The sequence below is a fragment of the Winogradskyella sp. genome (genome assembly GCF_013213975.1).
GTDB lineage: Bacteria > Bacteroidota > Bacteroidia > Flavobacteriales > Flavobacteriaceae > Winogradskyella.
The window spans coordinates 45279-60898 of record NZ_JABSST010000005.1; the positions used below are offsets into that span (position 1 = coordinate 45279).

Below are 15620 nucleotides of genomic sequence, written 5' to 3' on the forward strand. Positions count from 1 at the left end.
ACAGTTATTTATTTAGTAAATAAGTTATTTATTTAGTAAATAATAGTTCTCTATATTTCGTTAATGGCCACAATTCGTCATCGATCATCAATTCAAGTTTATCACAATGGTATCTAATTTTCTCAAAAATAGGTTTAACCTTATTACAATATCCTGTTGCTTTTTTATAAAGATCGACATACTTATTGCAGGATTTACGAGCTTCGGTCATTTCCGTCACCAAAAAATTAATAGCTTCAATATGATTTGAAATTTCTTCAATAAGAGATAATTGACCCGTTGCTAGCTTTTTGAATTTATCACCATAAATAGTTTTTAATCCTGTGACATTTTCAATTAAAATATTTTGATATCTTACTGCAGTAGGAACCACATGATTTCGCGCTATATCACCAAGCACACGACTTTCTATCTGAACATGCAGAATATACTCTTCCATTTCAATACCATATCTCGCTTCAGATTCTACCTTATTTAACACTCCTAAAGACTCAAATAACTTAACAGTTTTATCAGAAATCTTTACCTGTAATGCTTCTGGTGTTGTTTTATTATTACTTAAACCTCTTTTTTTAGCCTCTTTTTGCCAGGCTTCACTATATCCGTTACCTTCAAATAAAATTCTTTTTGACGTTTTTATATATTCTCGTAATACATTAAATATAGCGTCGTCTTTTTTCATATCCTTATTATTAATAAGGTCATCAACTTCATATTTGAATGCAATTAACTGTTTTGCAACTATAGAGTTTAATACTATCATAGGGTTAGCACAATTAGCTTTAGATCCTACTGCTCTAAACTCAAATTTGTTTCCGGTAAATGCAAAAGGAGAAGTTCTATTTCTATCTGTGTTGTCCAATAATATTTCTGGAATTTTACCAACCACATTAAGTTTTAAATCTGTTTTTTCTTGTGGAGATAATTTTCCTTTAGTTACTGTTTCTAACTCATTCAAAACATTAGTTAGTTGATTGCCAATAAACACAGAAATAATTGCTGGTGGCGCCTCATTTGCTCCTAATCTATGATCATTGCTTACAGATGCTATAGCTGCGCGTAACAATTCTTCATATTCATCGACAGCTTTAATGGTATTTATAAAAAAAGTAAGAAACTGGAGACTGCTCATTGGAGTTTTACCTGGAGATAACAAGTTAACACCTGTATCGGTGCGCAAACTCCAATTATTATGCTTACCAGATCCATTGACTCCCGCAAAGGGTTTTTCGTGTAATAATACCTTAAAGTGATGGCGTTTCGCTACTTTTTGCATAACATCCATTAATAAGGAGTTATGATCCACAGCCAGATTAGCCTCTTCAAAAATAGGCGCTAACTCAAACTGATTTGGAGCAACTTCATTATGCCTAGTTTTAACAGGAATCCCTAACAACACACATTCATTTTCCAAATCTCTCATGTAAGCCATTGCTCTTGTTGGGATAGTTCCAAAATAATGATCATCTAATTGTTGGCCTTTCGCGGGTGAATGACCTAAAAGTGTACGGCCTGCTAAAACTATATCTGGTCTTGATGTTGCCAAACCATTATCAATAAGAAAATATTCTTGTTCCCATCCAAGTGATGCACTAACCTTTCGTACGTTTTTATCAAAATACTTACACACGGCAGCAGCAGCAGAATCAACAGCTTGTAGAGCCCTCAATAATGGGGTCTTATAATCTAGGGCCTCACCTGTGTAGGACACAAAAACAGTTGGTATACAAAGCGTAGTACCATAAATAAAGGCAGGCGAAGTTGGATCCCATGCTGTGTAACCCCTGGCCTCAAAGGTGTTTCGAATACCGCCATGCGGAAAACTTGATGCATCTGGTTCTTGTTGAACCAATTGGCTACCGTCAAATTTTTCAATAGCAAGCCCATGACCCACAGTTTCAAAAAAGGCATCATGTTTTTCAGCAGTTGCTCCAGTTAATGGCTGAAACCAATGCGTGTAATGTGTTGCACCCTTGGATATAGCCCATTCTTTCATTCCCACAGAAATATGATCGGCCATTAGCCGATCAATCTTTGTTCCTTTATTTATAGATTCAACGATACCATCCAACGCACTCTTCGTAAGGTATTGCCTCATGCTGGCTTCATTAAATACATTCGAGCCAAAAGCTTCAGAGCGTCTTTTTGGTTCTTCTATATTTAGGGGACTACGCTTTAATGATTCTTTTACAGCATTAAATCTCAGAGTTGACATATTCGTAATTATTTCCTGCAAAAATAAGAATTTATCAATGTAAAATTAATACACCCCTTAAAAAATAGGGTTATCAACAATTATTAATAACATTTCACCTAAAATACCCCATTTTTTTTGACTGATTAGAAAAAAATACAATATTTGCATTGTCAATTTGTAAAATAATATTGAGATGAGTAAATCTAAACTAGAGTACATTTGGCTTGACGGATATAAGCCAACTCAAAACATGAGAAGTAAGACTAAAGTAGAGGAAAACTTTAGTGGAAAATTAGAAGATTGCCCTATATGGTCTTTTGATGGCAGTTCAACAAGACAAGCTACGGGTGATTCTTCAGATTGTCTTTTAAAGCCTGTGGCTATTTATCCAGATCCAGCTAGAAAGAACGGCTATTTGGTAATGACTGAGGTTTTAAATGCAGATGGTACGCCTCATGAATCTAATGGAAGAGCAACAATCGATGATGATGATAATGATTTTTGGTTCGGGTTTGAGCAAGAGTATTTTATCATGGACACTCAAACTCAATTACCACTTGGCTTTCCAATAGGCGGCTATCCTGCACCTCAAGGCATGTACTATTGTTCGGTTGGAGGAAAAAACACTCATGGTAGAGATTTAGTTGAAGAGCACGCAGATTTATGTATTGCTGCTGGATTAAACTTTGAAGGTATTAACCAAGAAGTTGCCTCTGGACAGTGGGAGTTTCAATTATTTGCGAAAGGTGCTAAAAAAGCTGGGGACGAAATTTGGGTAGCTAGATATTTACTTGATCGTTTAACTGAGCAATACGGCTACTATATAGAATACCACCCTAAACCATTAGGGAAAGATATGGACTGGAATGGTTCTGGTATGCACGCCAATTTCTCTAATACTACTTTGAGAACTTGTGGAAGTAAAGAAACTTATGAAAAAATATGCGAGGCTTTTAGACCTGTTGTTAAAGAACACATTGAAGTTTATGGTGAGTTTAACGAGCAACGCTTAACTGGAGATCACGAAACAGCTTCCATAGATGACTTCAGTTATGGAATTTCAGATAGAGGTGCTTCAATCCGCATTCCGATTATCACTGTTGAGAAAGGTTGGAAAGGATGGTTAGAAGATCGTCGTCCTGCTTCTAATGGTGATCCATACAAAATTGCAGGAAGAATTATCAAAACTGTAAAAAGTGCTGACGCCTAAACAATAACAATATAAAGCTAAGAAGCCTGCTCTATGCAGGCTTTTTTTTTATCTAAGTGCTAAAAAAATAAATACCATGTAGGCACCAAATAGTAACATACCTTTATAACGACCTATAATAAATTGCTTTGGTATTAGCATTAAAGGGATAAGAACAGCTGAGAACGCGATCATCCAGAAAATATTAGTTGACAAAATTTCTGGTGTCTCTGGATTAACAACAATTGGTTTTATAATAGCCGTTAATCCTAAAACAGAAGTTATATTAAAAATATTCGAACCAATAAGGTTACCCAAAGAAATAGCCTTTTCCTTCTTTAATGCAGCAATTACTGAAGCTGCAAGTTCAGGCACACTAGTACCAATAGCGATAACTGTCACAGAAATGACATAGTCACTAATACCAACTGCCATGGCTAATTGCTTGGCTCCTTCCACTAACCATTCAGATCCGTAATACAGACCAGCTGCACCAATTAGCAACCAAGCTGCTATTTTAAAATTGGATACTTCTGCTAACGCATCATCAACCTCTTCAAGATTTACTTGAGTGGTCTTCCTTGAACTTCTAATCAATAAAAACAAGAAAACCACTAAGGAAGAAAATAAAATAACACCTTCTATTGCTGATAAAAATTCATCATTCTTTAAAAAATAATAGAGTGCAAATGAAGCCAACATCATCATTGGCCAATTGTACTTGTAAAAATCCTTATCTACTGCTAAAGGTGAAATTACAGCTGTAATTCCCAAGACCAAGCCTATATTGGCAATGTTGGAACCTATTACATTACCAAGAGCAATATCAGTAATACCATCAAAAGCGGCCTGTAAACTCACAAGCAATTCTGGGGCCGATGTCGCAAAGGACACTACTGTCATACCTATTACAAGCTTAGATATTTTTAATTTAAAAGACAATCCAACTGAAGCTCTAACAAGAAAATCACCACCAACAACTAAAAGTGTTAGACCAACAAGAACAAGAATTACACTCATTTACTATTATAAATTAAACTTGGAATATGTTAAGGAGCGAAGATAACACTTCATTTTCAAAGCGAAGTAAAACTAAATATTTCGTTAAATAACTATTAAATTAGTTTTATAACTATAAAAATAGTTATATTTGAAAACAAACAAATTAAAAGAAGTACTATGCAGAAACTAACCAATAAAGAAGAAGAAATCATGCACATCTTATGGAGATTGCAAAAAGCTTTTGTAAAAGATGTTTTAGCAGAAGTCAAAAATGACAAACCGCATTACAACACCCTGTCCACTATAATAAGAAACTTAGAGGACAAAGGCTATGTCGGCTATAATGCCTATGGCAAAACACATCAATACTTCCCTATTGTAACTAAAGAGGATTACAAGAAGAAATTCATGAACACTGCAATAGAAAATTACTTTAACAACTCCTATAAGAATGTCGTTTCTTTTTTTGCGAAGGAAGAAAAAATTAGTGTAGATGAATTAAAAGAAATAATTGCTTTAATAGAAAAAAACAAATAATCATGGAATACCTATTAAAGGCATCTGCCGTACTATGCTTATTCTATTTTTTGTATAAATTATTTCTACAGCGGGAGACATTTTTCCAAGCGAATCGCGTGTTCTTACTTATTGGAATGCTTTCTGCCATTTGTATACCGTTGATTGTAATTCCTGTTTATGTTGAACATAATCCAACAGTTATTGAGACTATTAATACTGAAGTCAATGGTTTTGAAGTTGCATCTAAAGATGCTGGTAGCACTATAAACGGGGAGCAATGGCTCTACCTTATCTATGGTTTTGGTTTAACTCTATTTTTAGGTAAGCTCATCATTGAATTGACTTCATTATCACTTTTATTCAAACAGCATAAGTACTATAGAAATGGAAAATATATTTTTATAGAAACAGAAAAGGACATCTCTCCTTTCTCATTCTTTAATTGGATAATTTTCAACCCAAAAAAATATGGTAGAAATGAGCTTCAAGATATCTTACATCACGAAAAAGCGCATGCAAAGGATTGGCACTCTTTAGATATTATCCTAGCACAAATAGCATGTGTCATATTTTGGTTTAATCCACTCACCTGGCTCTATAAAAAAGAAATTGAACAGAACCTAGAGTTTATTGCCGATAAGAAAGCTCAAGAAATTGCAAAATGCGAAAAGAGCTATCAACTATTATTATTGAAATCTAGTGTTCCAAATCATAAATTTATAATCACAAACAACTTCTACAATTCACAAATCAAAAAAAGAATAATTATGTTACACAAATCAAAATCAAGTAAAATCAAACTCTGGAAATTTGGATTATTAATTCCCACTCTGAGCCTTTTTCTGATGAGTTTTAACACCAAAACCATTTTCATTGAAAAAGAAAAGACTGAACGTTTAATTGACACACCTCAAATTGAAGCATCAGCGCAGCTCAATCACTTTTACAATGTCATTGAAAATAAGGAAAAGACAAAAAACAAAGCAAAGACTACAAAAACAAAATTAAAAGCTAATTCTGCTCTTATAGCTGAATCTAAGATTGTTTTTCCAATATCTAACCAAAAATTTCACATTACTGTAATAGAAAAAAATACGAGTGATGCCGAACTCGACAAAATTAAGTCCGACCTAAAAAAAGAAGGTATAACTTTAAAAGTTAAAGGCGTAAAACGAAATAGTGAAAGAGAAATTACCGCTATTAAAATAAATGCAAAATCAAGTAATTCTAATGCAAGTTATAATGTTAATTCTGATGTAGCCATAAATGTTATTAAAATTATTTACGACGAAGAGAAAGATTTAATTGTTATAGGAACCAGCGATAATAACCATGCAGAACATGTATATGTTTTTGAATCTGATGAAGGAGACGGAACTAAATATAAATTTCAAAAATCATTGAACGGAAATAATATTATCGTTATTACCGAAGAACAGGACGACGATAAAAATGAAGATGAAAAAACAAAAATCATTGTTAAAGGCCATGCCGATAAAGAAAAAACAACAATGGTTAAGAGTTCTAAATATATGGAAGTTATTTCTGGTGATGAAGAAAGGGTTGAGATTACTATTGAAGAAGATAAAGACAATGATAGCAAAGTAATTATCGTTAATGGTAAACGTACTAATATCGATACATCAGAAGATAATAACGTAATGATTAAAGGTTATAATACTTGGAAAAGCAAAGATGGTGATAAGAAAGATATCATGGCCATTCAAAATGAAAATAATAACAATATTTTTATTTCTGAGGGTTCAGATAAAAAACCGTTATTTATTGTAGATGGCAAAGAAATAGACCCTAACAAAATCCAGGATATTAACCCAAAAAATATTGAATCAGTTACTATTCTAAAAGATGAGAGTGCCGCGGAAAAATACGGCGATAAAGGCAAAAACGGTGTTGTGATCATAAAGACTAAAAAAAACTAGACGTCTTTCATCAATCAAAACGAAAAAGCCAAACTTAAAATAAGTTTGGCTTTTAATATTTTTTATTTCATTCATATCTAATTGATGATAATTTTTCGAAACGTCACTGAATTTTCCTGAGTAATCTTAAGCAGGTACAAACCAGAAGCCAATTCTATATCAATGTAAGTTTCTACATTACTGTAACGTTTTAAAGCTTTACCTTCAAGAGAAAGAAGTTCAATGTCAACTAGCTTAGAAGTCTTTACATAAAATCTTCCATCAGAAGGATTTGGATACACAAATACATTCTGTAATTCACTATCATTGAAACCAAGGGATTGATTCCAAACATCACCAACATTATTACCCCAAATGTACTCCACTAAAAGCGGTTGATCTATAAAAGGATTTCGATTTCTCTGCCAATTATAAACAGTATTATTACGATGCATTTCAAAATCATCTGGTGGATCATTTCTATGCCAATCAAGTAAAGTTACCAAATCTCCTAACTGACCCGCTGTACTAGGAAACCCATTAACAACTTCGAGTCCATTGTATCTAATTTCCATGTATAGGACACTGCGCGCCACATCTCCTCTAAAACTACCTAAAGTACCAGTTGGTCCAGTATATTGCCCATAATGTTGGTTTCCTCTAGCGCTGTTTTCGGAAGCATCAGCTGCTCTAAGCGCATGTGCATCTGAATTACCATGACGTAAAGAATCTGCTTCGGTAGTCCAAAACACGTCTATTCCATCGGCAATTTGATCTTCTTCTATATCATCAAAGCCACCTCTGGACCTCGGAAAGGTATGCTCACGATTCCACTTCCCTGTATTACTACTCCCAGTTTGCAGGTCTAATTTTGCTCGACCTTCCTCTGTATATAATAACCACACCTGATTACTATTTTCTGGATTTTGATCCGCCTCCTTTAAAATATTAATTACATCTGCATAAGTCTGTGCTCTGACATTATTTGGATCAGCAATAATATCTTGTATCGCCTGTCTAAGGGCAAGATCAGATAATCCATCTAAGCTATCGTAATAGCCTTGCGGCTGTGTACTTTGCACAATCCCAGTTGTAGGATTTAATGGGGTTCCCCATGCAGCCGTTGTGAAATCATTATCTACTACTCTAACTTCAACAAAATTATTTGAAGGCACGATCGGCTCAACCAAATCTGTAAATCGAATTTTAACAACCTCGTCACCTTCATCGTCTGGATCATCGATTAGGGTAATAGTAGTGCTTGTTGAATTTGCACCACTCGGCATTATAAGATTAATATTACCTGTATAATCGGAAGTATTAAAGCCAAAATTATCCAAACTTATCGTAAAATTCAAGTCTGAAGTCACATTAGATTCGGCTAAAAACATAATATTAAAACTTGAACCCTCATCATATTGAGTTTGAGACGTAGAAATTGAAATTGGATTTATAGCATTTCCAGAACCATCATTTTCACGTCTTGGAGTTGGGGATGCAGTTGTGTATGATTCTAACCCCATACCATCAACGAAACGCTGAATTGATCTTGCATTAGCGTTTGTACCATTATCGTTATATTGGACCGTCTCCCCCATCAAACTTAATAGAACGGTATCTTCTGAATCATTGGTACCATAAACTATCGCATCAATAAGATTATCTTGAGTAGCTAAGGTTCCTTCTGGGAAGTCAGCAACAGTTGCTTGATAGATTCCAACAGCATCTGCCCCGTTCTGAATTACATTATCTGAAATTAAAAACTGTGGAAAAGGGGATACCCCAGAGCTCCCAACAACAAGCAAACCATTATTATCTGTTGCATAACCATCCAAGTCAATTACCATGTAACTCGAATCGCCTCCATTAGTTGATCCATTAAAAAACACTAGAATATATCCATCTGTTGAAAAATTAGGTGTCACAGACTTTAATTCAATAAATTCTTCCGTATCGATGCTTGGTGAATCTGGATCTAACTCATTTATCACCAAAACTTGAGACCAAGTTAAATTAATAAGAAGGATTAAACTTAGTGGTAAAAATCGTTTCATATCTAAAATTTAGGCAAAGATAGGTTTAAATTCAGCAATTGAGTCAAAAAACTAGTTGATATAATTACACTAATTCACCTCAAAATAAACTCTGATTTTGATCATACTATTGATGAGCTGAAAAGATGAAAACTCAAAATATCGGGATTTTAAAGATCAAATTCCTCTACGATTTTAAAATCAGACCTAAAAACACCCTACAATTGTTTTATATTATAACACTTAACACTATTTAAGCTTACATTTATTATTTTAAATGAAGACAAGTAGCATTAATTAGTAACCCTTTTCATTTTTTTACTTATATATTTAAATTCAATTTCACCAATTTTCATTAAAATGTTTGGAAGAACATTTGTTACCATTATATATTGAAAACTCAATCAAGAAAGTAAAACAATTTATTAACCTCTAAACCAAAAAAATATGATGACTTTAGCTAAACTAATTATTGATATTATTTTTTCAATTTTCTAAATTTAAAATCACTAAAAAATCAATCAAAACGAACCAATCAATCAAAACGAACCAATCAATCAAAACGAACTAATCAATCAAAGGAAGGTCAATCAATGTAACCAATTATAAAGTAAAACTTAGTTCTAGAATAAGTTTTACTATTTTTGCACTAATCACGCAAAAATGAGCACAAGACAACCGCAACTTTTGCTTTTATACACCAATGAAAACATCTATTTTTAAGGCTATTGCAAAACTTAATAAGATTATTCTTCCAAGTTATTCTAAAAGGCAGTTAGATCTTAGTAAAGCTACTAAGATCCAACTCGCTATTATTGCTTGGCGCACATACGTTACTAAAAAGGCATTAAATTAAACAAGACTGCCAAATCTAGGCCTTTTAAAAAATCAATTTAATCTATCGTTTAAGCGGTAAAAGTTCTTGTGCTTAAAGGTCGAGAATTCCTAACAGTCCAACCTCGCTGTGTCCATCCAGCAGGTCATCTCAGAAAATAAAGTTTGGAGTCTAAAGCCTTTCTGGTGTTCCAAACCAAACGCGCTACTGGACGTTTTCATTATTTGCACCAAATTCATCCGTTGCTGGATTAAATAATAAGGTACTTACTTCAAAAAACTGAAGAAAAACAACACCAGAAAAGATATCGGTACTGGAGCATTGTCCGTTCACAATTATCGAAACCTTACATACACAATTTGAACCTAAGGATTCTGATCCGTTAAGGTTTAAAGGTAATTCCGAGGGAGAAAGCATTTTATCATCATTGTCACTAATACAACGATAGCGCTGAGAAACTTAATTTCATTAACCCTAAAACTATCTTTTTATGATCACTCGGTATGTCAAAGTTGTGGTATAAAAATTTAGCAAAATCATAAGCCTAAATGCAAGAACTCTTACAATTATAAACTAATATAATTTACGAAATAGCGCAAGGAATCAGAAATCGTCGTTATCTCATTATCACTTCAGTAAAATATTATAGTCTAAACAAATTCTAGGTATTTGGCACATAATTTGTTCAAAAGATAAAAATAGATAACTTTAACATGCTATTAATTCCAAATAATCATGAAATATTTCCTAACACTATTACTAGTTTCGACTTCTCTATTAACAGCAAATGCACAAGATCAAAAAATTATTGAATACCCTTTTAATGAACCCGGTTCAGAACCCTCAAGAGGAGTCTTTGGTAAAGACGATCGAAAAGAAATTAAAGATGCCGAAGGCTTTAAACAATTTGCGCGAGCCACAGCAGCAATGGTCACAAAAAGTAATGCTTACGATGACGACTTCTATTCTTGGTCATTAAGAGATCGGTTATCTTTTCAATTTAACACAGATAACTTTGATAATAATGTCAAATTTTTAGACCAGCCTACAGTTGCAAGTTGCACTGGTTTTTTAATTGCGCCTGACATTCTAGTTACAGCAGGCCACTGTATTAACTCTATGGAAGAAGCAAATAATGTCGTTTGGATATTTGATTATACAAGTGAGTCTAATTTTATAGATGGTAAACGCCTAAATTTTAAAAACGAAAATATTTATGAAGTTGAAGAAATTCTAGCCTCGAAATTCGATGATGAAACTTCAGAAGACTATGCTGTACTAAAACTTAAAAGGGCTTCAGAAAGAACACCTTACAGATTTAGAACCAGTGGCACTGTATTAGAAAATGGCCCAATTTATACAATAGGAACACCAACCGGGCTTCCTCTTAAATTTTCTACAAATGCTATGGTTGTTGATACTAGCCCAGAGTATTGGTTTAAATCTGATATCGATGCATTTCCCGGTAACTCTGGCGGACCTGTATTTGATAAAAACGGTTTTATCGAAGGAATTCTTGTGCGAGGTGCTGTTACTTATAACGAAGGCAGATATACTGGCGATTATAAATATGATTCTACCTGTAATTGTGTTAAAACCGTGCAGTGGGATGACGTCAAATATACAGCAGGTTGTCAGGCTCACAAAATCAATACCTTACCTACTGAAGTCCTTTTAAATGCTATCTACTCCAACATAGCGTATGCTATAGTAAATAACTTAATAGAACGCTTTGAATCTTGGGAAATCTATAGTTGGATTTTTAACCACACCTATACCACAGCTAGAGGAAGATTTGAAAACCTTGCATTAGAAAGTAATAACATTCAGGCCTTAGAAAAGATTTTAAAGTATTCTGCAGAAAATTTATCTGATGATTATGCAAGAGCTCTAATTGATATTGCTATAAGCAAAAACAATTTAGAACTTTTAGAATTACTATTAAATAACGATCTGCTTGCTGATGCAGGTATAACTACAGGATATACCGCCCTTCAAAATGCACTAGATGATAAGAACATTGCTGTAGCAGAATTATTAATAGCCTTTGGGGCCGACGTTAAAACACTTACAAATAAGCAAGTTAGAGTCTTACTTGATGCGGCCATACGCAATGAGACAACCGAATCTTTAGAAACATATCTCAATACAGGCATCTCACCTGATGCATCTGCTCCTGGGATGCTCAGCGCACTTCAGATTGCTGTAAAAGAAGAACAAATTGACATTGTAGAAACACTCATTTCTTATGGTGCTGATGTAGATATAAAAACTTCCGATAATGATAATCTTTTGCATCTGGCAGCAAAAACTGGAAACATGAATTTGGCAAAACTACTGATTAAAAACAATGTCAGTACTAAATCAAAAAACAAAGACAAGATGAGACCTGAGAAAATAGCAAAAAAGGCTGGGTATAAGTCATTAGCGAAGTACTTAAGAAAAGTTAGAAAAAGTTAGATATTAATGACTAAAATTATTACTCAAATGTATTTTATGTCAAATATTTATGCAATGTTAAATAGAAAAGCCTTACGCAATAACATTATTGCGATAGTTGTTATTCTATTCTCTGCATCTGTAAAGGCCCAAAACAATGAATACATCAAGCTTCTTGATGATGCCATTACCATCTCAGATTCATGCCTTACCAATAGAAGTGATTATTCTCGATTTAAATTACAATTACTGGATAATTCTATTACAATTTTTAATCTAAAAATTCAGACTGAAGCAAACTACAAAAACAAAGAATTCTACTCCGTTGATAGGTTTAACCAATTCGATTTTAAATTCTGGCTGCTATCAAATGACAGTTATAAAACTTATGGTAATTTTAAATTGAGGTTATCATATTATGTCAATAATGAGTTCATAGAACAGCACTACTTAATATGTTTAAACTATATAGATCCTAATCAAAAAGACAGAGGCTCATCTACTTCTCCTGATTATGTAACCTTACCGGTGTACTTTGGAACTGATAGAAATCATACGAAATCAGGCAACCTTAATGATGCATTTGGCACTAAACGATCCTCATTAAAATATGGAATTGTAGTAGTGAGCATACCTCACGACCACAGAGTAGGTGAAATTGAAAGTCCTAAAGTGTGGAAGTTCGAATTTTCAGAAGATCCTAAAAAGCATATGATGCTTCAAGAGATCTCATTACTAGATAAAAATAATTTTTTCGATAAACTATCAAAGGATATTCAAGAGTCAGAGAAAAAGAGTACCTTTTTATTTGTACATGGTTACAACACATCCTTCAGTGAAGCTGCCAAACGCACTGCTCAAATATCTTATGATTTAAAATTTGAAGGCAAACCAGTGTTTTACAGCTGGCCATCGCAAGCTTCAACGTTTAGATATGGTAAAGATGAAGAAAACATAGCTTGGTCACAATCAAATATGCAACGCTTTTTAGAGGATTATCTCTCTAAATCTAAAGCAGAAGACATCTATCTTGTAGCTCACAGTATGGGTAATAGAGGACTAACGAGAGCCATTGTTGCGGTTATGAAAGAGCATCCAGAGCTGAAGTCTAAAATTAAAGAAATCATTCTCGCTGCACCAGATATTGATGCTGACGTTTTTAAAAATGAGATAGCACCTCAAATGGTTTCTGAAACAAAAAAGCCAATTACACTATATGTTTCCGCAGATGATATGGCCTTAAAAGCTTCAAAGCTTTTGCATGGTAATCCAAGAGCTGGGGATGCTGGCGAAAAAATGGTCATTGTAGAAGGCATTGAAACTATTGATGCCTCAGGCATTGACACGAGTTTTTTAAGCCATTCTTACTTTGCAGATACAAATTCTATAATTTCAGACATATTTGATATTATAAAATCCGGACAGCGTGCTCTGGACAGAAAGCGTTTATCCTTAATTGAACTAAAAGACAATATTTTTTACTGGAAAGTAACACAGTAAAAAAAATACACAAAATCAGTTATTATGAAAATGAAGTACATTAAAACAATCAGTATACTAACCTTACTGCTCACCTCTAGTTTATCACTTGCTCAAGAGCGTTATAGAATTACGTATGACTATGCAACAGATAAAATCAACTACCTCCATGTAGATAAAAACAATAAGGTTATCGATACCTTAGATAAACCCCAAATTAAACGAAATAGTCTTATAGAGTTAAAATTATCTAACGTTAATCCATTTGCTGTACAAGTACAAACCGATGTTAAAGAAGAAGATCTCATAAGTACTGGACAAGGTTTTAATTTTAGTTCTCTGCTAGGAAGTATCAATTCATTTACTGGTAGCAACATGGATTTAAACACATCTAATCTTCCAGACTCAAATATGTTTAAATCTGAGAGAGGTTCGAGGGGAAGTACCTCTGCCAGAGGCAGTGTAGATGATTTAAACAATCAAATCACTAATGTAGCCGCCTTAAAATCAACTTTAATTTCAAACCTTTTAAACCCAAATTTAAACAAGAAAACCATTATTGAGAACCTAATTAAAACCGCAGATGCAGAATTAGATGCGCGGCTCCCAAGTGCCCAAGACAATTTTTTCATGTACTTAGCAAAAGTTGAAAAATCAATTAAGGACAGTAAATCGCGACTTGAAAGTAATATTAACGTTATGTCGCAAGAGATTGAAAATTCGAGAGATTCAGAAGATGGAGTGGTTTCTAGAGGTGAATTAGTGTCACGAAATATTGCCTTGGCTGACTTACAACGTTTGATGACAAATCTCAATAATTCTACAGGAAAGAGTCTTCAAAATTTAGATGAATTACGTTCGCTTTACACCATTTTAGAAGCCTCTAACTTTGAGCAAACCTACGATTACGAACTAGCTGCCGATAAGGTAAACATAGAACTCAAGTTTGTACAAAGTGATTTTTCTAATGACATTGATAATGACGACACCTCAACAACCCTTAAAACGAGAAACATTAAAATGTTCTCTAAAGGTGGTTTCAAAATAAATACAAGTGTTGCCATGACCTTAAACAATTTTGGCAATAATTCTAAGGATTATTTCATCGACGAATCTGGTGTTATTGGTGCAGATAATAATGACTTTTTTACACCTAACCTCAGCACCATGATTAACTTTTACCCATATATGGGGGATAACTTTAATATCGGCGGAAGCTTTGGACTATCTATACCTATCTCTGGAAACAACAGTATCTCTGGTGTTAATTTCTTATTAGGTCCATCCCTATTCTTCGGTAGTAAAAGTAGACTAGCACTTTCGGGCGGTATTGCTTATGGACCTGTAAAGCGTCTTACCAATGGATTAGAAATTGGAGATACGACTAACTTTACCAGTGTAGATAATTTCACCAAAAATGTCTACGATTTTGGATATTACTTTGGTATCTCATTTAGTCTATTTGACTTAAATTAAAACTTAAAATTAAATCTAAAATGATGAAAAAAATTAGTTTACTCATCCTTGCATTAGCATTCAGCTTACAGGCAATAGCAGAAAAACATGCCCTTATCATTGCGGTTGGTGATTATTTGCCAAAAACGGGCTGGTCAACCATAAGTTCGGCTAATGATGTGCCATTAATAAAAAACACCTTATTACATCAAGCCTTTAAGGAAGAGAATATAGTAGTACTCAAAAATGAAATGGCTACTAGAACAGGAATCCTAGATGCTATTAAAGCTCTTCAAGCTAAAATAAAACCTGGAGATATTGTGGTTATCCACTATTCCGGTCATTGACAACAAATTTTTGATGACAATGGTGAAGAAATTGATGATAAGGACGAATCCATTGTACCTTACGATGCTTTGGTGCGCTTTATTCCAAACAAATACGAAGGTCAAAACCACATTAGAGATGATGAGTTAGGTAACATAATTGCAACGTTTAGAAATACATTAGGTAGTGAAGGGCAATTATTAATGTTATTAGACAGTTGCCATTC

Annotated in this window: 12 protein-coding genes; 8 read left to right on the plus strand and 4 right to left on the minus strand. The window is 33.8% G+C overall.

The genetic code is table 11. The features are described from left to right. Positions 1–28: 28 nt before the first annotated feature. Positions 29–2215 (minus strand): glutamine synthetase III, encoded by a 2187-nt coding sequence (locus HRU49_RS01105; protein ID WP_296353271.1) that lies wholly within the window; start codon positions 2213–2215, stop codon positions 29–31. A 175-nt stretch (positions 2216–2390) separates the two neighbouring features. Between HRU49_RS01105 and HRU49_RS01110 the strand changes: the two genes are divergently transcribed. Further along, positions 2391–3407: a glutamine synthetase beta-grasp domain-containing protein gene (locus HRU49_RS01110; RefSeq protein WP_296353273.1), complete on the plus strand. Its 1017-nt coding sequence runs from the start codon at positions 2391–2393 to the stop codon at positions 3405–3407. A 48-nt stretch (positions 3408–3455) separates the two neighbouring features. On the opposite strand, the gene HRU49_RS01115 is transcribed toward HRU49_RS01110, so the two are convergent. Continuing rightward, positions 3456–4406 carry a calcium/sodium antiporter gene (locus HRU49_RS01115; RefSeq protein ID WP_296353274.1) on the minus strand — a complete coding sequence of 317 codons (951 nt, stop codon included), beginning with the start codon at positions 4404–4406 and terminating at the stop codon, positions 3456–3458. Positions 4407–4565: 159 nt separating this feature from the next. Here HRU49_RS01115 and HRU49_RS01120 point away from each other — a divergent pair, with 159 nt between their 5' ends. Further along, a complete protein-coding gene (locus HRU49_RS01120; protein ID WP_296353277.1) occupies positions 4566–4925 on the plus strand; it encodes a BlaI/MecI/CopY family transcriptional regulator in 360 nt (119 codons plus the stop codon). 2 nt (positions 4926–4927) lie between these two features. Beyond that, on the plus strand, positions 4928–6847 hold the full coding sequence (locus HRU49_RS01125; RefSeq protein ID WP_296353279.1) for a M56 family metallopeptidase: 1920 nt from the start codon (positions 4928–4930) through the stop codon (positions 6845–6847). Between the two features lie 77 nt (positions 6848–6924). Here HRU49_RS01125 and HRU49_RS01130 read toward each other — a convergent pair whose 3' ends face one another. Beyond that, positions 6925–8880: an endonuclease gene (locus HRU49_RS01130; RefSeq protein WP_296353281.1), complete on the minus strand. Its 1956-nt coding sequence runs from the start codon at positions 8878–8880 to the stop codon at positions 6925–6927. 682 nt (positions 8881–9562) lie between these two features. On the opposite strand from HRU49_RS01130, the gene HRU49_RS01135 reads away from it, so the two are divergent. After that, positions 9563–9715, plus strand: a complete 153-nt coding sequence (locus HRU49_RS01135) for an SsrA-binding protein (protein WP_296353283.1) — start codon at positions 9563–9565, stop codon at positions 9713–9715. A gap of 183 nt (positions 9716–9898) precedes the next feature. Here the strand turns inward: HRU49_RS01135 and HRU49_RS01140 are convergent, their stop codons facing one another. Next, positions 9899–10111 (minus strand): hypothetical protein, encoded by a 213-nt coding sequence (locus tag HRU49_RS01140; protein ID WP_296353285.1) that lies wholly within the window; start codon positions 10109–10111, stop codon positions 9899–9901. Between the two features lie 318 nt (positions 10112–10429). Here HRU49_RS01140 and HRU49_RS01145 point away from each other — a divergent pair, with 318 nt between their 5' ends. The 4 genes from HRU49_RS01145 to HRU49_RS01160 are packed head-to-tail and all read left to right on the plus strand — an operon-like array spanning position 10430 to position 15414. Next, positions 10430–12154: an ankyrin repeat domain-containing protein gene (locus HRU49_RS01145; RefSeq protein ID WP_296353286.1), complete on the plus strand. Its 1725-nt coding sequence runs from the start codon at positions 10430–10432 to the stop codon at positions 12152–12154. A gap of 36 nt (positions 12155–12190) precedes the next feature. Next, positions 12191–13633 (plus strand): alpha/beta hydrolase, encoded by a 1443-nt coding sequence (locus tag HRU49_RS01150; RefSeq protein WP_296353288.1) that lies wholly within the window; start codon positions 12191–12193, stop codon positions 13631–13633. A gap of 30 nt (positions 13634–13663) precedes the next feature. Beyond that, entirely contained in the window at positions 13664–15088 is a 1425-nt protein-coding gene (locus HRU49_RS01155) for a hypothetical protein (RefSeq protein ID WP_296353291.1), read from the plus strand. Between the two features lie 20 nt (positions 15089–15108). After that, a complete protein-coding gene (locus HRU49_RS01160; protein WP_296353293.1) occupies positions 15109–15414 on the plus strand; it encodes a caspase family protein in 306 nt (101 codons plus the stop codon). The last annotated feature ends 206 nt before the right edge of the window (positions 15415–15620 follow it).